General features: G+C 66.0%; 18 protein-coding genes and 5 pseudogenes. 8 read left to right on the top strand and 15 right to left on the bottom strand.

Annotated elements, in window-relative coordinates:
• Positions 1-13: 13 nt before the first annotated feature.
• Both G8O29_RS12925 and G8O29_RS12920 read right to left on the bottom strand, forming a co-directional pair.
• Positions 14-466, bottom strand: a complete 453-nt coding sequence (locus tag G8O29_RS12925) for a DUF2478 domain-containing protein (protein ID WP_166403646.1) — start codon at positions 464-466, stop codon at positions 14-16.
• A gap of 60 nt (positions 467-526) precedes the next feature.
• Positions 527-1,693: a molybdopterin dinucleotide binding domain-containing protein gene (locus tag G8O29_RS12920; RefSeq protein WP_166403645.1), complete on the bottom strand. Its 1,167-nt coding sequence runs from the start codon at positions 1,691-1,693 to the stop codon at positions 527-529.
• Between the two features lie 49 nt (positions 1,694-1,742).
• Here G8O29_RS12920 and G8O29_RS12915 point away from each other — a divergent pair, with 49 nt between their 5' ends.
• The 3 genes from G8O29_RS12915 to G8O29_RS12905 are packed head-to-tail and all read left to right on the top strand — an operon-like array spanning position 1,743 to position 2,843.
• Positions 1,743-2,207: a RuvC family protein gene (locus tag G8O29_RS12915; RefSeq protein WP_166403644.1), complete on the top strand. Its 465-nt coding sequence runs from the start codon at positions 1,743-1,745 to the stop codon at positions 2,205-2,207.
• The gene (locus tag G8O29_RS12910) at positions 2,204-2,404 is read left to right on the top strand and encodes a hypothetical protein (protein WP_166403643.1); all 201 of its coding nucleotides are present in this window, start codon (positions 2,204-2,206) and stop codon (positions 2,402-2,404) included. The genes G8O29_RS12915 and G8O29_RS12910 overlap by 4 nt, the downstream gene beginning before the upstream one ends.
• The gene (locus G8O29_RS12905) at positions 2,397-2,843 is read left to right on the top strand and encodes a DUF6362 family protein (RefSeq protein WP_166403642.1); all 447 of its coding nucleotides are present in this window, start codon (positions 2,397-2,399) and stop codon (positions 2,841-2,843) included. The genes G8O29_RS12910 and G8O29_RS12905 overlap by 8 nt, the downstream gene beginning before the upstream one ends.
• Positions 2,844-3,468: 625 nt before the next feature.
• Here G8O29_RS12905 and G8O29_RS12895 read toward each other — a convergent pair.
• From G8O29_RS12895 to G8O29_RS12835, 12 genes and pseudogenes are all read right to left on the bottom strand, one after another.
• Complete coding sequence (locus G8O29_RS12895; protein ID WP_166403641.1) at positions 3,469-4,239, bottom strand: RraA family protein; 771 nt, start codon at positions 4,237-4,239, stop codon at positions 3,469-3,471.
• Positions 4,236-5,352 (bottom strand): annotated as a pseudogene (locus tag G8O29_RS12890) (cobalamin-independent methionine synthase II family protein). Before G8O29_RS12890 ends, G8O29_RS12895 begins: the two are co-directional and overlap by 4 nt.
• The gene (locus G8O29_RS12885; RefSeq protein ID WP_166403640.1) at positions 5,352-6,320 is read right to left on the bottom strand and encodes a cupin domain-containing protein; all 969 of its coding nucleotides are present in this window, start codon (positions 6,318-6,320) and stop codon (positions 5,352-5,354) included. Before G8O29_RS12885 ends, G8O29_RS12890 begins: the two are co-directional and overlap by 1 nt.
• Positions 6,317-7,290: pseudogene (locus tag G8O29_RS12880) on the bottom strand (nuclear transport factor 2 family protein). Before G8O29_RS12880 ends, G8O29_RS12885 begins: the two are co-directional and overlap by 4 nt.
• A complete protein-coding gene (locus G8O29_RS12875; RefSeq protein ID WP_166403639.1) occupies positions 7,287-8,306 on the bottom strand; it encodes a LacI family DNA-binding transcriptional regulator in 1,020 nt (339 codons plus the stop codon). The pseudogene G8O29_RS12880 and the gene G8O29_RS12875 overlap by 4 nt, the downstream one beginning before the upstream one ends.
• Positions 8,303-9,067: an SDR family NAD(P)-dependent oxidoreductase gene (locus G8O29_RS12870; RefSeq protein ID WP_166403638.1), complete on the bottom strand. Its 765-nt coding sequence runs from the start codon at positions 9,065-9,067 to the stop codon at positions 8,303-8,305. The genes G8O29_RS12875 and G8O29_RS12870 overlap by 4 nt, the downstream gene beginning before the upstream one ends.
• A 3-nt stretch (positions 9,068-9,070) precedes the next feature.
• Positions 9,071-9,583: an ester cyclase gene (locus G8O29_RS12865; protein WP_437440808.1), complete on the bottom strand. Its 513-nt coding sequence runs from the start codon at positions 9,581-9,583 to the stop codon at positions 9,071-9,073.
• Positions 9,580-10,890, bottom strand: a complete 1,311-nt coding sequence (gene hisD, locus G8O29_RS12860) for a histidinol dehydrogenase (RefSeq protein WP_166403636.1) — start codon at positions 10,888-10,890, stop codon at positions 9,580-9,582. Before hisD ends, G8O29_RS12865 begins: the two co-directional genes overlap by 4 nt.
• Before the next feature lie 11 nt (positions 10,891-10,901).
• Positions 10,902-11,951: pseudogene (locus G8O29_RS12850) on the bottom strand (ABC transporter ATP-binding protein).
• A 3-nt stretch (positions 11,952-11,954) separates the two neighbouring features.
• Positions 11,955-12,803 carry a carbohydrate ABC transporter permease gene (locus tag G8O29_RS12845; RefSeq protein WP_437440810.1) on the bottom strand — a complete coding sequence of 283 codons (849 nt, stop codon included), beginning with the start codon at positions 12,801-12,803 and terminating at the stop codon, positions 11,955-11,957.
• Positions 12,804-12,835: 32 nt separating this feature from the next.
• Positions 12,836-13,864, bottom strand: a complete 1,029-nt coding sequence (locus G8O29_RS12840; protein ID WP_166403632.1) for a carbohydrate ABC transporter permease — start codon at positions 13,862-13,864, stop codon at positions 12,836-12,838.
• Between the two features lie 110 nt (positions 13,865-13,974).
• A pseudogene (locus tag G8O29_RS12835) lies at positions 13,975-15,222 on the bottom strand (ABC transporter substrate-binding protein).
• 206 nt (positions 15,223-15,428) lie between these two features.
• On the opposite strand from G8O29_RS12835, the gene G8O29_RS18305 reads away from it, so the two are divergent.
• Positions 15,429-15,908, top strand: a complete 480-nt coding sequence (locus G8O29_RS18305) for a nuclear transport factor 2 family protein (RefSeq protein WP_207623809.1) — start codon at positions 15,429-15,431, stop codon at positions 15,906-15,908.
• On the top strand, positions 15,869-16,459 hold the full coding sequence (locus G8O29_RS18300) for an ester cyclase (protein WP_207623808.1): 591 nt from the start codon (positions 15,869-15,871) through the stop codon (positions 16,457-16,459). The genes G8O29_RS18305 and G8O29_RS18300 overlap by 40 nt, the downstream gene beginning before the upstream one ends.
• A 325-nt stretch (positions 16,460-16,784) precedes the next feature.
• Here G8O29_RS18300 and G8O29_RS12825 read toward each other — a convergent pair whose 3' ends face one another.
• Positions 16,785-17,669, bottom strand: a complete 885-nt coding sequence (locus tag G8O29_RS12825; RefSeq protein WP_166403631.1) for an SMP-30/gluconolactonase/LRE family protein — start codon at positions 17,667-17,669, stop codon at positions 16,785-16,787.
• 90 nt (positions 17,670-17,759) lie between these two features.
• On the opposite strand from G8O29_RS12825, the gene G8O29_RS12820 reads away from it, so the two are divergent.
• The 3 genes and pseudogenes from G8O29_RS12820 (at position 17,760) to G8O29_RS18505 (ending at position 20,685) form a co-directional block, all read left to right on the top strand.
• On the top strand, positions 17,760-18,467 hold the full coding sequence (locus G8O29_RS12820) for a FadR/GntR family transcriptional regulator (protein ID WP_166403630.1): 708 nt from the start codon (positions 17,760-17,762) through the stop codon (positions 18,465-18,467).
• Positions 18,468-18,474: 7 nt separating this feature from the next.
• Positions 18,475-19,680, top strand: a complete 1,206-nt coding sequence (locus tag G8O29_RS12815; RefSeq protein WP_166403629.1) for a mandelate racemase/muconate lactonizing enzyme family protein — start codon at positions 18,475-18,477, stop codon at positions 19,678-19,680.
• Positions 19,681-19,704: 24 nt separating this feature from the next.
• Positions 19,705-20,685: pseudogene (locus G8O29_RS18505) on the top strand (sugar ABC transporter substrate-binding protein).
• Positions 20,686-20,698 lie beyond the last annotated feature (13 nt).

Here is a 20,698-nt window from a genome sequence, read left to right as displayed (position 1 = left end):
TTAAACCGTGGGATCAAACAACTAGCCCGCCCGAAACGCTTTCGAATGCGGGCCGGTTAAGGTCGTTCACTCCCAAAAGAACTGGCACGCCGATTTCAAGTGCTTCCGCAATGACGGGGCAGAAACCTAGGCCCATGGCCTCGATTTTGCCAAAGCGGTTGATGACCAGAAGATCAGTCTGCTTGACACGCAGGTCATCCTGAACCCGGCGCGCTGCAATTTCTATTGCATTCGGGTCGAGCCGACAACCCGTTGAGCCGCGGCCCAGATTCTGGCTTATGGACAATCTGTCGCCACGGGCAACATCGATCAGATCCATATCGCAGCGGTGGCGATCTCCGGTTCCTGACGGTTCCTGGATGACGCCTTCGAGACGCCAGCCAGCCCCCGACAGCTGCGCCAGAACAGCGTTGAGCGTGGCGTCAACCGAACCGGGTTCCGTTGCATGGATGAAGGCGATCTGCATGGCGAAACCTCCTGCAAGATGACTGCCGCCAGAAAGATTTCCGGCGGCAGCAAGGGAGAATCAGCTGATCGGACGCGGCTTGAGCGACATTTCCAGGAAGTTCCGCTTGTAGGCGCTTTCGTCGACCTTGCGCAGCACGCCGCGTCCCAGCTTGTAGCGGTAGTTGCCGGAGACAGGGTCGGGCACCGCGTGGCAGACAGAGTTCGCCATGGCACCGGGATAGTTAAAGGCTGCCTTGGCAACACCGGGGCGCATCTCGTCGGATACGATGGCGACGGCGACGAACTGGCCTGTTGTGGTCTTGATGTGGCCGGTTTCCATCAACTTCGTGAAGGACAGGTCCTTTTCTGTCACCCCGATCGGCGCGCCGGTCTGAACATAGACCGCGTCGTTATAGCCTTCGACCAAATCGCCCGACTCGATTCCCTGCGGGGCGGCGTCGTCAGGGTGGATCACGATATGCGGCCAAGGCCAGCGCTTGGCCAGACAGGGCTTGCGCAGATCGTCAAAGCCGGACTGCCAGGTTTCGTTGACGCGACCGTTGGTGATCCAGATTTCGCCCTTTTCGGCCCGAGGCTTGATCGCGTCATAGAAGTCGATCCAGCTGTCATTGGACCAAGGCGTCTTGAGCATGTTGGCCTTGCCGGTATGCGTGTCGAAGGCATACAGCCATTTGCTGTCCGCTGTGGCGCCGTCGATTTCACCCCAGTCGTTCGCCGGATCATGCAACCGTCCAGTGCCGACCATCTGGCCGTCAATCATACGGACCGGGGTCTGGATGCCGGTGGTGCCGAGTTCGCGCAGCTTTTCATGCGCCCGCTTGCCCTCTTTCTTGGCCTCCTGCGCCAGAACGTGATAGCTCAGCACCCCGCCGCGAGAATAGCGCGAGGCTTCCTCGAAGATGGCGTTGGAATCCTTCCAGTCGAAGCCGGCAAAGCCCATCTTCTGGCCGAAAAGGCCGACGGCATACCAGTCGGGTTTTGCATCGGCGGGGGCGTCGTTGATCTTGGCGTAGAGCCGCAGACGGCGTTCGGCGTTGCAGCGGGTGAAGTCCTCTTCGCCCCATCCGGCGGCAGGCAATACGATGTCGGCATACTGGGTGTTGAGCGGCTCGACAGGATAGATGTCGCTGTCCACCAGCATCATGCCGCCACTGTCGACACGCGCCTTGAACACCTCGATCAGGTGGTCGCGATCCACGCTGCGCGGCTGGTTCGGGTTGCGCATCGTGAGGTCGGCGACCCGGCTTGCCAGTTCCTGGCTGGGAGCACGTAAGATGAGCATCTTGGCTTTGGACCTTGGTACGCGGACTGGATGGGCGCTTCTAACGCGTGATCGGGCAATCACGACCGGCGTCGTCGAATTCAAGCAGGACCGGTGGCAGGGTGGCGGCATGCGCTTTCTGCGCTTCCGAGCGTGGCTGGACGAGGTCCATCAGCTCTCCGGCGGCTTCGATCAGCTGATCTACGAGCAGGTTCGCCGGCATGCGGGGACGGACGCCTCCCATCTCTACGGAGGCTGGTTGGCAATTCTCGAAGTGTGGTGCGAGCAGAACTCGGTTGCTTATCAAGGCGTCCCGGTCGGCACCATCAAGCGCCACGCCACCGGCAAGGGCAACGCGCCGAAGGAGGCGATGATCGCCGCGGCACGAGCGCGAGGGTTCTCGCCCGCCGACGACAACGAGGCCGACGCCATCGCGATCCTCCATTGGGCGCTCGAGACGAACGGAGGCCTGGGATGAGGTGGCATCCGAGGGGCTACGGCGGCCAACGCAGGGATCCCGAGCAGGTCAAGCGGGAGGGGTGGCAGGAACAGGGGCTGCTGGCGATTTCTGCGGACGATCCCCGCCTCACCTGGCCCGAGCGCGAACTGGTCCGCCAGCTCGGCGAGAAGATCTATGGGCCGCGCTTGACCGAACGTGAGGTCGCGAATGGCTGACTGGACGCCTGCCATGGTCGAGGACCGGCTCGAGCGTGCCGCCGACGTGTTCCGGTCGCTGCCCGAGGTGAAGCCGCAGGGCTACTTCAACGCCTGGCCCGAGTATTTCCACACCTTCGCGGATCAGGTCGGCCAGGAACCTCGGATGCGACGGCCACGCCCAAGCCCGCGTGACATCACTCAGGCCGAGGATACTCTCCTCTGGCTGCGCTGGTTGGAGCGTGACGACGCCCGCATCGTGTGGCTGCGCGCCAACCGGCAGCCGTGGAAGAAGATCGGCTGGGAGGTCGGCCTGAGCCGCCCCGCGGCCAACCGCCACTGGCAATACGGCATCGCACTCATCACGTGGCGGCTGAACGGACGCGTGCCGTCCGCGAAGCGGTCGAGGCGCTTCGTCGTCGAAAACGCCGACCAGCTGTCAAGAAGAATCGTCCGGTGAGACAATTTTCGGAGAGACATCGCAGAGGGTTCACCGCACCCCGGCCGAGAGCTACAAACCGGATATACTCGGGAGAGGCGCGCGGGACGTACCGCCGGCGCCGGCTTCCGGGGTCCAGCACAGGGTCCAGCCGGGGTCCAGACCGCCAAGCCTTTGTTTTCCGGTTCCTTTTCGGGCCGAAACGTATGCTGGCGGGCGAAGCGCGGCACATCGCCAGCGACAGGGCCGGATTTTCGGGAAGCCACCCCGAGTGGTGCCCACCTGACAATCGCTGAAATAGCACAATAAATCAACCACTTGTCTGGTGGACTCCGGGGTGGACACCCAGGACGCCGGAGTCCAGCCGGAAGCCGGTGGATACCCGCATCGCGGAATCCACCCTGGCGGAAGCCGCCCCATCATCGACAGGAACGACATGACCCTCAGCTTCGCCCCCGGTCGGTTCGAGACCTGGCCGCTTGCGCGCCTGCAGTCCTACGCCAAGAACGCGAAGACCCGCGGGCCGGACCAGGTGGGGAAGATCGCCGCCAGCATGGCCGCGTTCGGCTGGGCCGCTGCGGTGTCTCGTGGAGAGGTCGAGCGCCGTCGGACGATGATTGACCGGAATGACGAGGACAAGGGGCGGTCAGGTGCGCGCCTTTTCGAATGCGCTCCAAGCCATTTCGAAGGCAGCGAAATCGAAATCCGCCTGACGGGCCGGGTCAAGGATCAGCCGTTCCATCTGTCGCAACCTGCCGATCGCCTCGCCAAGCCGACCGGCCACCTCGGGAGGAATGACGACGGCTCCGTGGCGGTCAGCGTGGATCAGGTCGCCCTGCCGCACCTCAAGCCCCATCACCCGGACCGGCTGGCCGAGGCTGCGGACATGGACGAAACCGTGGCTTGGTCCGATGCTGCCTGCGATCACCGGAAAGCCTTGCGGCAGGTCGCCAAGGTCGCGCACGACCCCGTTCGTCAAGGCCCCCGACATGCCAAAACCCTTGTGGACCGTGGTGTTGATTTCGCCCCAGAAGGCGCCGATGCAGTGCGGCCAATCGAGATCCTCGACCACTGCGACCGAGGGTTTCGGTGCATCGTGCATGGCGCGGTAATAGGCCATGCGGCGGGTGCGGACCTCGGGCGCCTCGGCAAGCGCGTTCGTGTCCAGAAGCGCCAGCCGCTCGACCCGCTCCGGGGCCTGCCGCACGACCTCCATAGCGACGATCCCGCCCATCGACAGTCCGGCGAGGGCAAAGCGGGGCGGGGCAGCGTCCAGGGCGGACCGGGCCAGCGCGGCCATGGTCTCGGCCCCGATCGGAAGGGCATGGGCGACGGGCCGGGGAGACACGGCCGCGGGAACGCGCCCCCACATCCGCGCATCGCACATCATGCCGGGGATGAGGACCAGCGGGGTCATCGGACGCGCCGGGCCCCTTCCTTCAGCGTGGCCAGCTTGGCCCAGGCGATTTCGGGATCAACCGCGCCGAAGCCCGCGAAGGTGCCGAAGCCGCAGTCGCTGCCCGCGATCACACGCTCGCGGCCGACGATATCGGCGAAGCGTTGGAGTCTTTGCGCCACGAGGTCGGGATGTTCGATGAAGTTCGTCGTCGTGTCCACCGCGCCGGGGACAAGGATCTTGTCCGACGGGATTTCGTCTGCCCGGTCGCGGAACACCGTCCATTCGTGCCCGTGGCGGGGGTTGGCGGTTTCGAACAGCACATAGCGGGCGGGCACGGACATCAGCAGCGAAAAGACCTGGGCCATGTCGATGTCGCAGCAATGCGGGCCTTCGTAATTGCCCCAGCAGATGTGCAGCCGGATCCGGTCGCGCGGCAGGCCGTCGAGTGCGCGTTCCAGCGCCTCGACATGGGTCGCGGCCACGCGCAGGAACTCCTGATCCGACAGGTGGGTGAAGAGCATGTGGCGTGAGAGGGCGAGGTCGGGGCAGTCGAGTTGCAGGTCAAGGCCCGCGTCGAGGATCCTGCGGTATTCCTCGCCCATCGCATCGGCCAGCGCGGTCAGATAGGCTTGCCGGTCGGGGTAATGGGCGTTCTGCAGGAACAGGCTGATGACGCCGAGGCTGGCCGCGTTCATGAAGCCGCGGCTGAGCCCATGGGCGGCCATCGCCGCCCTGAGGTTGGCGATGTCCTTGAGGAGTTCGCCCTGCCCCTTGCTTTCCACCGGGCCGGTGCATTGCGGGCGGGCATACTGCGGCGTGCCGCCCTGCTTCGCCAGCCGTTCGAGAAAGGTCGGGAACATCTTGAGGTCGGCCGGCGCGTTGCGCGGGCTGTCGCCGTAAAAGCCGGTATAGCGGTCCTTACACATAGGTCGCATAGCTGATCTTCGAACATTCGCCGTCCGAGACGATGTCGATGCCCGCCTCTTTCTGGCGGCGGACATTCTCCATGACTGCCGCTGCCATGCAGGCATCGAAGGCGGCTGGGTCGTAGTCGTCTCCGCGTTCGCGGGCGAAGAGGAAATCGACCACAGCCTGCGGGCGGGGCAGCGAGCCGACATGGGTGGCCAGCATCACAGAAGCCTCCCCGTCGGTCCGGCCGGATCGTCGGTGGCAATCACGCGGTAGAGGCTGGACTCGCCGGTCATCGAGGGAGCGAGGGAATGATCGAGGCCGGGCGGGATCGCGGCGGTGTCGCCGGGGTTCAGCACCGTCCTGCCGCTGGCCCAGGTCAGCCGCCAGTGGCCGCGCATGGGCATCAGCACCTCGTGGCGGTCAAACTTGTAGGGCGTGTCGGGGATCGAGTTTCGCGACAGGAATTCCACCTCGAAACCGGGGCGATCGCGCAGGACACCGGTCGCCCCGATCACCTTGCAAGGCTGACGGTCGGAAAGCGCCATCAGATCCCAGTAACGGGCGACATGGTTCGGGATCACCTCGGCGGTGGTCGGTTCGGGGAAGGCCTTGAGCTCCTCCTCGGTCAGAAGCGGCATGGGCTTCACACCGTCGGGCAGATGCTGGCCCTTCTTGGTGTCGTAAAGTCGGCCGTTCTCGCCCAGCACCAGGCCGTAGTCCTTGGCATCGGTGATGACCTGCGGCGCCCAGATAACCCCGCCCCCGGCATCGTCGCCGCCCAGGATCGCCATGATCATCCCGTAATCGGTGCCGACATTCTCGAAGGCGCGGAAGATGCCGGTGGGGATGTTGAAGATGTCGCCTTCCTCGGCGATGAATTCGCCCGCCGTGCCCCAGCGGCCCCAGAAGAAGCGCCAGCGGCCCTTGAGCACGAAGAACACCTCGGCGGTGCGGTGGCTGTGCAGCGAGTTGCGGCAGCCCGGCGGCTGACCGGCCGCGCCGATGTTGAAGCCCGGCGTCTCGCGGATGTGCACATGCTGATCGGCCGCCTCGCTGACGCCGCCGCCGATGATGGTGAAATTCTCCTTCCGGTCGCTGCCCGGCGTATGGGCATCGATGAAGGCGGTCTTGCAGGGGCGCAGGTCGCCATAGCGGACGATGCGGGCTTCCATCTGATCGGGGGTCATGTCTCACCTTTGTGCAGAAGGATCTGTTTCCAGATCGCGATTTCATCCCACAGCGCGCATTCGCGGCGCAGTCCCCAGGGGCCGTATTCGGCATGGGCAAGCCCCATGACGTGCACCCTCGCGCCCGTCGGCGGACCGAAGGCGCCCCAGCCGTCATGCGTGCCGTCGAGCGACCAGCGCAGCGCGGCACGGGGGGGCATCAGGCCGCCGTCCATGCCGATGGTGTGGTGAATGGCGAAGCGGGCCATGGGGAAGGCCGCGCGCAGGGACAGCCAGCTGTCGGCGATCGCCTGCGCCCCGATCAGATGCCGCGCACCGGCATGGTCGGCCTGCGCGGCCCGGTCGTATTCGGAAAGCAGATGCGCAAGATCGCCCTGCATGGCGCGGGTCAGCGTGGTGGCATAGCGGGCGCCGGTCTCGTGGTCGTTGCCGGGGGACAGGTAGGGGCCGGGCCGGTCCACCTCGGGCCTGAAAGGGCGGGTGGCGGCTTCCGGCCCCCCTCGCGGGCGATGAGATCGCGCGCAAAGGCGCGCGGGTCGCCGCCAAGTTGCCGCACGATCCCGCCATTGTCGCGCACCAGCCATTCGTCGTCGATGGCATCGTTGCGCGCCGCGCAATCGGCGATGACGCGCACGGCAAAGCGCCGGCCGGTCGCCGGACCGAACCAGCCGTCACCGCCATGGGTGCCGGTGGACAGGATGCGGTGCGACGACAGAAGATGCGTCTCGGGCGTGCCGCACCAGATCACGTCCTCGCCCAGAAGCTGGCGGTCGGGGAATTCGTGCAGGGTGGCCAAGGTCGAGGCGATGACGCCCGCATTGCCCACCGCCACCCCCATCGGCGTGCGCACCGGAATGTCGGGCGCATACCAGTGGTGCAGCCCGGCAAGGTTGCGGCCTTCCCAGATCTCGCGGGTGATGCCCAGGATGTAGTCGGGGAAATCCTTCCAGCGGTTCGCGAAGCCCTTCATGTTCCGGTCCTTTCCCGCACGGTTCCGCGCTCGATCAGCGGGCCTTCGATGCGGATGCGCGAGGGGGTGGTTTCGCCCTCGATCTGGTTCAGGAGGATTTCGACCGTCGCATCGACCATGCGCCGCACCGGCTGGCGAAGCGTGGTGAGGTTGTAGGACGGCCAGGCCGCCAGCGGCACGTCGTCATAGCCGATGACCGACACATCGCCGGGCACCGACAGGCCAAGCTCGAAGCGCAGGCAGTCCATCACGGCAAAGGCCATGTGGTCGTTGCCGACGAAGATCGCGTCAGGCCGGTCAGGCCCCGAGAACAAGGCACGGGTCGCCTTGGCCGCCTCGTCGCGGGAATACATGCCGTCGATCATCGCGAAGGGTTGAAGGCCCGCCTCGCGCAGCGCCTCGGTGAAGCCGCGCGCGCGGTCGCGCCCGGTGGAAGAGCCCTGCCAGCCCATGATATGGGCGATGCGGCGGTGCCCGGTGGCAATCAGGTGGTCCGCGACCCTGCGCCCGCCCGCCACATTGTCCGATGTGACTTCGGAGAGGCCCGCGTCATCCTGGCCGCGGTTGAACATCACCACCGGAATGCCCGCGGCCCGGCAGCGCGCGGTCAGGTCGTTGGTCATGGCGACAGACGCGGTGATGATGCCGTCCACCCGGTAGTCCAGAAGCTCCTGCACCACCTGCGGAACCTTCTCGGTCGAGTTCTCGGCCATGAACACCAGGACATGATAGCCCCTGGATTGCAGAACCCGGCTGAGATGTTCGATCGCGACCGGGTAGAACTGGTTCTCCAGATAGGCCACGACCAGCCCGATGATCCGCGTCCGGCCGGTGATCATCGCGCGGGCCAGCGGATCGGGGCGGTAGCCCAGCTTCTCGGCGGCCGCGCGCACCTTTTCGATGGTCGCCTTCGACGCCGAGGCGCCGGGGGTGAAGACGCGGCTGACCGCCGACTGGCTGACCCCGGCCAGCCGGGCCACATCGGTGGCGGTCACCTTGGCGGGTTGGTCAGTCATTCTGCGGTCCAGCCTCCGTCCACGATCAGATGTGTCCCCGTCACCAGGGCCGAGGCGTCCGAGGCGAGGAACACGACCGGCCCCATCAGATCCTCGATTTCGCCCACCCGGCCAAGCTTGATCTTCGACAGGATCCAGGCCCGGCGTTCGGGGAACGCCAGCGTCTGCTCGGCCAGAGGCGTGCGGATGAAGGTCGGGCACAGCGTGTTCACGCGGATGCCGTGCGGCGCCCATTCCAGCGCCATCGCCTTGGTCATGCCTTCCAGCGCGTGCTTGTTGGCGCAATAGACCGCGCGGTCCGGCCCGCCGACATGTCCCATCTGGGAAGAGACATTGATCAGGCTGCCGGGTTTGCCCGCACCGATCAGGCCGCGCGCCACCTCGCGCGTCAGGAAATAGGCCGCTCGCAGGTTCAGGTCCATCGCGGCGTCATAGTCGGCGGGCGTGGTGTCAAGCGCGGGGGCATGGCGGGCAAGGCCCGCGCTGTTCACCATCACGTCGAAGGGGCCGCGTCCGGCCAGCGCGGTGGCCGTGGCGGCCAGATCGGTGATGTTCAGCGCCAGCGCCTCGGCCTGCCCGCCCGAAGCGCGGATCGCGTCGCGCAGGGCCTCCAGTTCGCCCGCGCGCCGGGCCACCAGCGTCACCGCAGCCCCTGCCCCGGCCAGCGCCGCCGCCGCCCCGAGCCCGATGCCGGAGGAGGCGCCGGTGACCAGCGCGCGGCGGCCGTCGAGGCGGAAGGAGGGAGTTTGCGGCAGGCGCATGGGTCAGGTGCCTTCGGGCGCGGGGGGCTCGCGGCGACCGTCATCGAAGGACTCCCATCCCTCGCCGCCGAAGACGTCGCGGCCAAGCTGGAACAGCACTTCGGCGAAATCGACGAAGACCGGATTGTCGGCGATGCGACCGTCCTCGATCCGCCAGCAATCCATGTAGGGGATGCGGACCCGCTGGCCGGTCGGCGCGATCCCCATGAAGGGGCCGGAATGCGTGGCCTCGATATGGCCGAAGCAGGCGGCCCAGTCGCCGTCGGCGATCATCCGTTCGGTCAGATAGACGCGATCGGTGAAGGCCGCGCGCAAGGGGCGCGGCCAGTTGCGGCGGAATTCCGCGATCCCCTTCTTGGTGCCGCAGCCACGGTTTCCGCGCCACAGGAAATCCGGCGTGAAATAGGGCGTCATGTCGGTTTCACCGCGCCCCAGCGCATCCTCCATCCGCCGGACGGCGGCGAGGCTGGCAAGGCTTCGTGCCCGCTGGGTGCCTGTCGCGTCCATGCCCGTCATTCCGCGGCCATTCCGTATCCCACGTTCCTGTGCCCGTACCTGCGCACGCGGACGTTGCACTGCTCGGCATGGCCGACAAAGCCCTCGAGCATGCAGAGCCGCGAGCCGTATTCGCCGATCAGGGCCGCTGCCGCGTCGGTGGTGATGCGCTGATAGCTGTGGGTTTTCAGGAACTTGCCGACCCAGAGCCCGCCCGTGTAGCGCCCGGCCTTCTTCGTGGGCAGGGTGTGGTTTGTCCCGATCACCTTGTCGCCGTTCGCCACGTTCGTCCGGGGGCCAAGGAACAGCGCCCCGTAGCTGTGCATGTTTTCGAGATACCAGTCGTCGCGGTCGGTCATCACCTGCACATGCTCGTAGGCCATGTCGTTGGCGACGGCGAGCATCTCGTCATGCGTGTCGCAGAGGATCACGTCGCCATAGTCGCGCCACGACACCGCCGCCGTGTCGCGCGTGGGCAGGATCGCCAGCAGCCGGTCGATCTCGGCCAGGGTGCCCTCGGCCAGCCGGGCCGAGTTGGTGATCAGGCAGGCGGGCGAGTTGTAGCCGTGCTCGGCCTGACCCAGAAGGTCGGTCGCCACCATCTCGGCGCCCACGGTATCGTCGGCGATCACCATGGTTTCGGTGGGGCCGGCGAACAGGTCGATGCCCACACGGCCGTAAAGCTGGCGCTTGGCTTCGGCGACGAAGGCATTGCCGGGACCGACCAGCATGTCCACCGGCCGGATCGTCTCGGTCCCCAGCGCCATGGCGCCGACGGCCTGGATGCCGCCGAGGACGTAGATCTCATGCGCCCCTCCCATCTGCATGGCGGCAACGATGGCGGGGTGCGGCGCGCCCTTCACCGGGGGCGCGCTGGAGATGATGCGGGGCACACCCGCGACGCTGGCCGTCAGGACGGACATGTGGGCCGAAGCGACCATGGGGAACTTGCCTCCCGGCACATAGCAGCCGACCGACTGGACCGGGATGTTGCGGTGGCCGAGAAAGACGCCGGGCAGGGTTTCCACCTCGATATCGATCATGCTGGCCCGCTGCGCCTGCGCGAACCGGCGGATCTGGTCCTGCGCGAAGCGGATGTCCTGCATGTCCCGCGCGCTGACCTTCTGCATCGCCGCCTCGATTTCCGAAAGCGTCAGGCGGAAGGAGGGGGCTGAATAACCGTCGAACTTCTGCGCAAGCTCGCGCACGGCGGCATCGCCGCGGGTCTCGATGTCCTTCAGGATGCCTTCGACCGTGACGCGGACCTTTGCGTCGTCCTCGGCGCGGGCCTCGGCGGGCTTGCCGGATTTCAGGTGCTGGACAGCCATGCGTGGTCTCCTCAGGTCCTGGTCAGCCGAACGCCGGTCCTGGCGTCGAACAAGTGGCAGATGCGGGCGGGCACATGGGCGGCGATGGGCTGGCCGATCCGCCCCTGGAAATCCTTGGCGGCCTTCACCGCCACCAGTGCGCCGCCCGCCTGGACAGTGGCCATCTAGGCATCGCCCAGAAGCTCCATCGCGTAGATCGGCGCGGCGATTTCGCCCGTCGCTGCGATGCTGGCATCCTCGGCGCGGAAGCCCAGCGTCACCGGGCCGTCGGGGCCGGCAAGGCCGGGGATGCGGACATGCTCGGCCTCGAAGACGCCGCCCTTGAGCGTGCCCTGCATCAGGTTCATCGCCGGGCTGCCGATGAAGCCCGCAACGAAGGTGTTCGCCGGCCGGTCGTAGATTTCCAGAGGCGTGCCGACCTGCTGCACCTCGCCCCGGCTCATCACCACCACGCGGTCGGCCAGCGTCATCGCCTCGATCTGGTCATGGGTGACGTAGATGGTGGTCGTCCTGAGTTCATGGTGCAGGTTCTTGATCTGCGCGCGCGTCGAGACGCGGAGTTTCGCGTCGAGGTTCGACAGGGGCTCGTCCATCAGGAAGACCTTGGGCTTGCGCACGATCGCGCGGGCCAGCGCCACCCGCTGCCGCTGCCCGCCCGAAAGTGCCGCGGGCTTGCGGTCGAGGAACTCGGTCAGCTCCACCGTCCTGGCCGCCCGCATCACCCGGTCGTGGTGTTCGGCTTCGGGGATGCCGCGCACCTTCAGCGGAAAGCGGATGTTCTCGTAGACCGTCATCGTCGGGTAAAGGCCATAGGACTGGAACACCATGGCGATGTCGCGGTCCTTGGGTTCCAGGTCGTTGACCCGTTTGCCGCCGATCAGGATGTCGCCGCCGCTGGCATCCTCCAGCCCCGCGATCATGCGCATCGTCGTGGTCTTGCCGCAGCCCGAGGGGCCGAGCAGGACGAGAAACTCGCCGTCCCCGATATGCAGGTCCATCGGTTTCAGCCCGACGAAGGCACCCCAGCGTTTCGTGAGGGATTTCAACTGGATATCGGCCATGACCTATCCTTTCACGGCGCCGGCGGTCAGGCCGCTGACGATCTGGCGCTGGAAGAACACCACCAGCAGGAAGAGCGGTGCGGTGGCCGAGACGACGGCCGCGACCGCGAACATCACGTTGCCCTTGGTCTGCGTGGTGCCCAGGAAGAAGGCGATCTTGGGGATCATCGTCTGGTTTTCCTTGTCAAGCAGCATCGCCGTCACGGCAAAGTCGTTGTAGGCCAGAAGGAAGCTGAACAGCCCCGTGGTGATCACCCCCGGCCACATCACCGGGATGATGACGTGGCGGAAGGCCTGGAACCGCGAACAGCCATCGACCATGGCGCTTTCGTCCAGATCCTTGGGGATGTTGCGGAAGAACGAGGTCAGCATCCACAGCGTGAAGGGCTGGTTGATCGCCACCAGCACGATGATCGCGGTGGGCAGGTGGCCCCAGAGGTTCCACTGGTAGAACGGCAACAGATAGCCCGAGATCAGCGCGATCGGCGGCATGGCGCGGAACACCAGCGCGACGATCAGCAGCCAGAAGGCATACCGGTAGGGCGAGCGGCTGAGCGCGTAGCCTCCGAGCGTGCCGAAGGTCAGCGAGATCGTCACCACGCTGACCACGACGATCAGGGTGTTGATCGCGGCGCGCCAGAATGACTCCTGGATCCAGGCGCCATGATAGCCCGCGCCGGTGAAGGCTCCGCCGGTCTCGGCGCGGGTCAGGGGGCCGCGCAGGGCATTGGCCCAGTCCGCCTTGGAGAAGAAGTCGCCCTCGACCTTGAAACTTCCCCAGAGCGTCCACAGGAAGGGAAAGGCCGCAATCACCAGCCAGAGGGCGAGAAACCCGATCAGGATGGCCTGCATTGCGGGGGGGCGGCGGTCGGCCAGCCGGGTGCTCATGCCGTTTCCTTTCCGAAGCTGCGCCAGGTGCGGACGAGGACCGGCGAAAGCAGGATCACGACGCCAAGGATGGTCAGCACCGACGTCGCCGCCGCCGAGGACAGCAGGCGCGTCTCGCCCCCGAGGTCGGAGTAGATGAAATAGCTCAGCGATTGGGCATGGGCGCCGGCGTTGAAGCTGACGATCGGCTCGAAGACGCGGAAGTTGTCCATGATCTTGATCAGCGCCATGAAGGTGGTCAGGGGCAGCAGGTGCGGGAAGATCACGTGGCGGATGCGCTGCCAGCGGGTGGCGCCGTCGATCATCGCCGATTCCAGCGTGTCCTGCGGCACGGTCTGAAGGCCCGCGTAGTAGACGACGAAGGCGAAGGGCGAGGTGGACCAGATGCCATAGACGATCAGCATGGCCCACATCAGCGGGGTGGAGGCCTTGATCGACAGGGTGGGGTCCCCCACCAGCGACTGGATTGCCGCACCGAGGATGCCGCGAGCGTCCACCATCCAGAACAGGATCAGCGCGCCCACCAGCGGCGTCACGATCATCGGCAGAAGCGAGACGAAGATGGCCGGGCCGCGGAAAAGGCGCGGGATGGCGTTGACGGCCAGGGCGACGGCAAAGCCAAGCAGGATGGCCAGCGGGGTAACGAGGGCCGTGTAGGTCAGCGTGAAGGCCAGTGCCCCGTAGAACGGCAGGTTCAGAAGCTGACCGAAGAAATCGCCCATCCCTTCCGACTTCGTCCAGAGCGCGCCGACTTCGGAGATCGCCAGATGATTGCGGTCGGTGTAGATCCCGGTTCCGACGAAGCGCCCCATGGGCGCGGCTTCGCGCAGGAGGCGGGTCGCCTCCTGATCGACGACCGTGGTGGTGGTGCAGCCGAAGACGTTGCAGTTCTCGACTTCGCGGATCACCTGCTGGTGCGGCGCATGGACCGACTGGATCAGCACCGAGACGATGGGCAGGGCGATGAACAAGAGCATCGCCGTCGCCGATGGCAGGATGAACCAGAAGAAGGTGCGGTGTTTCATCGGCCGACCCCGAGGCAGGGAAGCGTGCACCCGGAAAGGCATCTTGCCGGGAGGTGTCTCATGAAAGCGCCCGGTGGCGGTGGAGCGCCGCCGCCGGGCGAAGAAGGCCCCTATTGCAGGAAGCCCTTCTCGGTCGCCGCCGCCGTGTAGGCGGCTTCGATGTCGGCAAGTGTGGTCGCCGCATCTTCCTTGCCGGTCAGAAAATCGGCGATGTTGTCGCCAAGCGCGGTGTGCAGAAGACCCATGTAGGGCAGCATCGGATAGGGTTTTGCCCCCATCGCCATGGCCTGCATCACCCCCGCGTTCACCGGGGCCGGCTTGTAACCCGGGATCATCCAGACGGCCTGACCCATCGTCTCGTCGTTCAGTAGCGCCGGGCTGGTGCCATGCTTGAGGGCGAGGAAGGTCGCAACGGCATCCGCGTCCGAGATGTTCTTGGCCACGGTCCAGCCATCCCACCACAGCGTGGTGGCCGGGATCGTGCCGCCGCCAACGGTCATCGGCGCACCCACCATGGTGTTTTCATGGACCTCCGGCGCCGAGCCTTCGGCATCCAACAACACGCCGGTGCGCGACCCCCACATGTTCATCAGCGCGACGTTGCCCGCTTCCCATTCGGCGGAAGTGGCGTTGGAATCGTGGGTCAGGTAGTCGGGATTCATGTAGGCGGTCAGCGCCTTCATCATCTCGAGCGCGGCCACGCCCTTGTCGTTGTTGATCGAGACCTTCGGAGTTCCGGCCTCGAAGAATTCGCCGCCCATGCCCGTGTACATGTTCACGAATTCCTGCGCGAGATTCCAGCCGGCCTGATAGGCGCCCCCGACCGGGTGTTCCATGATTCCGGCGGCGCGGATCTTTTCGGCGGCTGCGAGCAAGTCCTAATAGGTCTTCGGCGGTTCGACGCCGACCTTCTCCAGCACGTCCTTGCGATAGACCAGGTGCTGCGCGTTGGCCATGAAGGCCACAGCCATCACCTTGCCGTCGATGGTGATCAGCTGGCTGGCAGGGATGTCGGTGCCATGGGCGGCGATCAGGTCGTCCAGCGGGCGGATGACATCCTCGTTCATCAGCGCGACGATCGACGAGGTCGCCACGATCGCCGAGGTGTATTCCGCCGGGTTGCCCTGCATTCCCGGGACATTGATCTTCTGGTGGTCGGCTGTCAGGTTGGCCTTCACGCTCACCGCGTCGGTCGCGCATTCCGCAGCCCTGGCAGCCACGCTCTTGATCGCCGGAAATTCGTTGCCGACGATCGACACCCGACCAGCCGTGATTCCGCAATCGGCATGGGCAGCCCCGGCAAGCGTCGTGGCGCCAAGAAGGGTCGAGAGCGCCAGACCCCTGATCGACACTGTCATCAGTCTCATTCCGTTCTCCCTGTTCAGACCCGCACTGACGGCGGGAATCACCGCTTTCGCTGCGGTGCCGGGCAGGCTAGCGAAAATTGCATTCGTATGCAGATTCATGTTCTAAGCTTTCCGGAGGTGATCGGTCGGAAGGTGAAGATATGCTGAGCGAAGGCTTCGATGCAGAGGCAAGCCCTGACGCGGGTCTGAGGGCGGCGGTGCTGGAACGGCTGTTGCATCTGGCCGAATCCACGCCGGCAGGGCTTGAGCGCGCGCTGTCGGGGCTGGCATCGCCCGATTGCCAGTGGCGCGCCTCGCATCCGATGAATGAAATGACCGGCAACGCTGCCGCCGCAGCGCGCATCTGGGGGCCCCTGCAGGCTGCCTTCCCCGATATCGAGCGCCGCGACAGCATCCTTGTGGCTGGCCGCTACCGGCAAGAGACCCTGGTAGCGGCGATCGGCCACTATTGCGGCACGATGAAGCAAGACTGGCTGGGCATTCCGGCAACCGGCAAGACCGTCTTTCTGCGCTATGGCGAAGTCTGGCAGATCGGTCCGGACTGCCGCGCGGTTCAGGCCAGTGTGATCTGGGACATCCTGGACGTGATGCGCCAGGCCGGGTATGGCCGCTCGGCCCCTCGCGAGGGGTCGAGGGGATGTGGCCCGGCCCGCTCACCGCCGACGGCTTGCGGCTAGATCCGTCCGACCCCGCGACAAGCCGCGACAGCATCGAGCAGACTCTGCGGATGCACAAGACGCTGGCCGAGTTCGACGACAGGTCCGCCCTGTCACGTCAGGCGCTGATCGACATGCCGCAGCGTGACCACTGGCATCCGAAGATGATGTGGTACGGCCCGGCGGGCATCGGGACGACCCGAGGGCTTGACGGCTTTGTCGATGGGCACCAGCTGCCGTTCCGCATCGCCTTTCACCGCCCGCAGGGCAGCTTCGAGGAGGTGATGGCCGAACGCGCCCGCCACGGGGCCGGCCATTACATCCGCATCGGCGACGGCCCCTATTCGGTGACCGGTGGCTGGCCCTCCGTCTATGGCATTCATGCCGGGGACGGTTTCTGCGGAATGCCTGCGACAGGCAAGCCGGTCTTCATGCGGGTGATGGACTTCTACCTGCACCACGAAGGCCTGATCCGCGAGAATTGGGTGCCGATCGACCTTCTGCACGTCTTCCGGCAGATGGGGGTCGATCTTCTGGAGAGAATGCGCCAGCAGCTGCGCGGGTCGCCCTAGGCTCCGCACGCGCAGGCACCGACCGGCAGGCCCAGCCCATGCTGCCGCAGGTGCTATCCGCCCTCGCGCTTGACGGCCGAGGGCAGGCGGCGGCCCAAGGCGGCCACATCGGGGATGGTCCGGGCGTGAAAACTCAGGAGGTTGTTCGTCCTTGCGGGTCCCCGGCCGGAGTTTGGCGGATTGCAGCCTGACCGTGTTCCGGGTGAACAACCGCCTGAGATTTCACAGCAAGGTTGCCGCCTTGCGGTTCGTACATGATGCAGCGGATCGCGTCGAAATTCACCAGCGGATGCGGGCGTCAGGCCCCACCCCTGGGGACCGACGGTCAGCCGAAGCGCGCGCTCGGCCTGCCGATCACACCCGGCTTCACGGCAAATAGCCCGCCCTCCTCGGGGTGCTCCGCAAGGTGCGCGGTCGACATGGTGAACCGGGCCGAGGCGACGTAGAGGGTTCCGAGATCCGGGCCGCCGAAGGCGCAGCTTGTGGGCCATGTGCAGGGCAGATCGATGACCGTCACGACCTGGCCTTGCGGATCGGTCCGCGTGACGCAGGCGCCGCCGGCAACGCGGGCCGTCCAGATGCATCCTTCGGCATCAAGACAGGACCCGTCCGGCAGCCCGCGCCCGAAACCCGTCTGGAACAGCGCACGGTCGTGCAGGCGGCCGTCGCTGATCCGGTAGGAAAACAGCGCATTCTCCAGCGTGTCGGCGGTGACGAAACGGTCCGGGGCGGGCCAGACGAAGGTGTTGGCGATCCCGAACCTGTCGTCGCAGACGCGGGCCAGCGCAAGATCCGGCGACAGGCGGTAGATCGCGCCCTGCGCGCCCTTGATCGGGACCGGTTCATCGTCGGGCCCGATGTTGTTCTGCATCGTGCCGATCCAGAAGGCACCGTCCGGTCCGACGACGCCTTCGTTCAGACGGTTGCCCGGCAGGTCGGGTTCCACCTCGCAGAGGATGCGGAAATCATCGCCCCAGTCCCAGAGCGCGACATGCCGTTCCAGTCCGACGATGGCGCCACCGTCCTTGCGCAGACCGACAGAGGGGACGCGACCGGGGGTCTGCCACGAGTCGTGTGCGCCGGTCTCGGGTTTCAGCCGGTGCATGCGCCGTCCGATGATATCCACCCAGACGAGGCAGCCGCGCCGGTCGTCCCAGACCAGGCTTTCACCCACGATATCGGCGGCAGGGAAGATCAGACGCGGTGTCATCAGGCAGGCTCCAATGCTATTGACAGGCAGGTTAAGTCACATTTAAGAACTTTTGAATGCCAACCTGTATTACAGCTTTGGAGTACCCGAATGGAGCAGGCGGCGGAGCAGGGCGGCGGACTGGTGTCCAGCACGGTCGGCGCGATCACGCGGCTGATCCGCGAACAGGACCTGATGCCTGGTGACAGGCTGCCGTCCGAGGCAACCCTGGCCCGGGACCTCCAGGTGTCTCGGACCGTGGTGCGCGAGGCGTTCCGCTCGCTGGCCGCCATGCGGATCATCGAACTGTCCACGGGCAGGCGGGCAACCGTGGCACCGATCGATCATGGGGCGATGTCGCTGATCATCGAGCACGGGGTGCATACGGATCAGATCAGCATCCAGCAGATCTATGATGTGCGCCGCACGATCGAGACGCGGATCGTCACGCTGGCCGCCCTGCGCCGAACCGAGGACGAGGCCCGTATCATCACGGATGAGGCGGCTGCCATGCGGGCCAGCCTCACCCGGCCCGAAGTGCTGATGCGTCACGACCTTGCCTTTCACATGGCCCTGGCCCGCGCTTCGAAGAACCCGGTCTTCGGCCTGATCGTGGGCGCCTTCCAGGGCATCACCTCGCAGACCTGGCCGATCGGCTGGCGCAGCCGCACCACGACCGAGGCGCGCGAGGCGATGATCGTCAATCACGAGAGGATCGCCGCCGCCATCGCGGAAGGCGACCCCGAGCGGGCGGTTGCCGCGATGGCGCTGCATTTCGACGAAAGCGTGCGCGCGCTGATCTCGGCCGGACTGACCTGAGGATGCCATGAAGATCACTTCCATCGACACGATCCGCATCGCCGAAAGGCCGAACCTTCTGTGGGTCGAGGTCGGCACCGACGAAGGCATCACCGGGCTCGGCGAAACCTTCTTCGGCGCGGCCACTGTCGAGGCGCATGTCCACGAATGGATCGCCCCGCGTGTGATCGGGCGCGATCCCCTGCAGATCGACCGTTTGTCCGCCGATCTGGTCGGCTACCTCGGCTTCCGCTCGTCAGGGGCCGAAGTGCGGGGCAATTCCGCCTTCGACATCGCGCTGTGGGACATCTTCGGCAAGGCCGTGGGCCAGCCCGTCGCGCAGGTCCTGGGCGGGTTCACGCGCGACAGGATCCGCACCTACAACACCTGCGCCGGAACGGACTACATCAAGAGGGCCACCGGCCAGACGACCGCGAACTACGCCCTGTCCGGCGGCAGCAGGGATTACGACGACCTTAACGGCTTCCTCCACCGGGCCGACGAACTGGCCCATTCCCTTCTGGAGGAAGGGATCACCGCGATGAAGATATGGCCCTTCGACATGGCCGCGGAACGGTCGCGCGGGCAATACATCTCGGTTCCCGATCTGAAGGCGGCGCTGAGGCCCTTCGAGAAGATCCGCGCCGCCGTGGGCGACCGGATGGACATCATGGTGGAATTCCATTCGATGTGGCAGCTGCTGCCCGCCATCCAGATCGCAAGGGCGCTGGCCCCGTTCGGCACCTTCTGGCACGAGGATCCGATCCGGATGGACAGCCTGTCGAGCCTGAAGCGCTATGTCGCGGCAAGTCCCGCCCCCATTTCGGCCTCTGAAACGCTCGGCTCTCGCTGGGCCTTCCGCGACCTGCTGGAAACCGGCGCGGCCGGGGTGGTCATGCTGGATCTCAGCTGGTGCGGCGGCCTGTCGGAGGCGCGCAAGATCGCGGCCATGGCCGAGGCCTGGCACCTGCCCGTCGCGCCGCACGACTGCACCGGGCCCGTGGTGCTCTGCGCCTCGACCCATCTTTCGCTGAACGCGCCCAATGCCCTCGTGCAGGAAAGCGTCCGCGCCTTTTATCGCACCTGGTATCGTGACCTCGTGACCGCCCTTCCCGAGGTGAAGGACGGCATGATCACGGTGCCGCCCGGACCGGGCCTCGGGATGGAACTGCATCCCGACATCGGCCGGGCCTTCACCCTGTCGCGCAGGAGGTCGGACGCGACGACGATCTGAAACGGACATTCAAGGGAGGAAACCATGAGAAAGACCGCAGGACTGGCGGCCGCCACGGCCGCCTTGCTGATGACGGCTGCCCTGCCGGTGCGGGCGCAGGATGGGCTGGACATCGTCTTTGCCCATCACTCTTCGGCATCGAACACCTTCTGGCAGGCGGTGAAGAAGGGCTATGACGACGCCTGCGCCAGAGTCAGCGCCAATTGCCAGATGCTGTTCACCCAGACCGAGGGCTCGGTCCAGGAGCAGCTTGCCAATATCGAGGCGGCCATCGCGCAGAAGCCCGATGCGATCCTGACCTCGATCGTGGACAACCAGGCGCTGGACGAGGTGTTGCAGCGCGCCCGCGACGCCGGGATCACGGTGATCGGCGTGAACGTGGACGACACCTAGGGGGCGGCAGGCAATCCGCGGCAGGCCTTCGTCGGCCAGGGTTTCCTTGCGGCGGGCTATTCGCTGGGCAAGGCGCAATCGGCCAATTTCCCGGCCGAAGGACCGATCAAGGTTCTGGTCGGCATCTCTGCGCCGGGGCAGAACTGGTCGGAACAGCGCGGCCAGGGGGTGATCAACTTCCTCGAGGAATACAAGGCAAGCTCGGGCCGCGACATCACCTGGGAGAAGATCGACAGTGGCACCGATCTTGCAGTGACGGCGGACCGGGTCGGGGCTTATCTCGCTGCAAATCCCGACACCACGGCCTATTTCGACACCGGATTCTGGCATGCCGCAGTGGCGCGCGTGCTGGCTGACCGGGGCATCGAGCCGGGCAAGGTTCTCCTCGGCGGTTTCGACCTGGTGCCCGAAGTGGTCGAGCAGATGCAGAAGGGCTATGTCCAGGTCGAAGTGGACCAGCAGCCCTACATGCAGGGCTTCATGCCGGTGATGATGGTCTATCTGAACGAGACCGTCGGCCTGGCACCGGCCGATGTCGATACCGGTCAGGGCATCGTCACGCCCGCCGATGCCGATGCCATCATGGAACTTTCGGCGCAGGGCCTGCGCTGATCCCCCCCTTGCT

Origin of the sequence: Rhodobacter calidifons (assembly GCF_011174775.1) — a bacterium.
In the GTDB taxonomy this organism is placed as follows: Bacteria; Pseudomonadota; Alphaproteobacteria; order Rhodobacterales; family Rhodobacteraceae; genus Tabrizicola; species Tabrizicola calidifons.
Note: the sequence above shows the minus strand (reverse complement) of the source record. Positions and strands in the feature narration are given on the sequence as shown.

Bases quoted from the DNA above. Each gene is read 5' to 3' on its own strand.
- G8O29_RS12925 (WP_166403646.1), bottom strand. From the start codon at position 466: ATGCAGATCGCCTTCATCCATGCAACGGAACCCGGTTCGGTTGACGCC.
- G8O29_RS12920 (WP_166403645.1), bottom strand. From the start codon at position 1,693: ATGCGCAACCCGAACCAGCCGCGCAGCGTGGATCGCGACCACCTGATC.
- G8O29_RS12915 (WP_166403644.1), top strand. From the start codon at position 1,743: ATGAGCATCTTGGCTTTGGACCTTGGTACGCGGACTGGATGGGCGCTT.
- G8O29_RS12910 (WP_166403643.1), top strand. From the start codon at position 2,204: ATGAGGTGGCATCCGAGGGGCTACGGCGGCCAACGCAGGGATCCCGAG.
- G8O29_RS12905 (WP_166403642.1), top strand. From the start codon at position 2,397: ATGGCTGACTGGACGCCTGCCATGGTCGAGGACCGGCTCGAGCGTGCC.
- G8O29_RS12895 (WP_166403641.1), bottom strand. From the start codon at position 4,239: ATGACCCCGCTGGTCCTCATCCCCGGCATGATGTGCGATGCGCGGATG.
- G8O29_RS12885 (WP_166403640.1), bottom strand. From the start codon at position 6,320: ATGACCCCCGATCAGATGGAAGCCCGCATCGTCCGCTATGGCGACCTG.
- G8O29_RS12875 (WP_166403639.1), bottom strand. From the start codon at position 8,306: ATGACTGACCAACCCGCCAAGGTGACCGCCACCGATGTGGCCCGGCTG.
- G8O29_RS12870 (WP_166403638.1), bottom strand. From the start codon at position 9,067: ATGCGCCTGCCGCAAACTCCCTCCTTCCGCCTCGACGGCCGCCGCGCG.
- G8O29_RS12865 (WP_437440808.1), bottom strand. From the start codon at position 9,583: ATGACGGGCATGGACGCGACAGGCACCCAGCGGGCACGAAGCCTTGCC.
- hisD (WP_166403636.1), bottom strand. From the start codon at position 10,890: ATGGCTGTCCAGCACCTGAAATCCGGCAAGCCCGCCGAGGCCCGCGCC.
- G8O29_RS12845 (WP_437440810.1), bottom strand. From the start codon at position 12,803: ATGCAGGCCATCCTGATCGGGTTTCTCGCCCTCTGGCTGGTGATTGCG.
- G8O29_RS12840 (WP_166403632.1), bottom strand. From the start codon at position 13,864: ATGAAACACCGCACCTTCTTCTGGTTCATCCTGCCATCGGCGACGGCG.
- G8O29_RS18300 (WP_207623808.1), top strand. From the start codon at position 15,869: ATGTGGCCCGGCCCGCTCACCGCCGACGGCTTGCGGCTAGATCCGTCC.
- G8O29_RS12825 (WP_166403631.1), bottom strand. From the start codon at position 17,669: ATGACACCGCGTCTGATCTTCCCTGCCGCCGATATCGTGGGTGAAAGC.
- G8O29_RS12820 (WP_166403630.1), top strand. From the start codon at position 17,760: ATGGAGCAGGCGGCGGAGCAGGGCGGCGGACTGGTGTCCAGCACGGTC.
- G8O29_RS12815 (WP_166403629.1), top strand. From the start codon at position 18,475: ATGAAGATCACTTCCATCGACACGATCCGCATCGCCGAAAGGCCGAAC.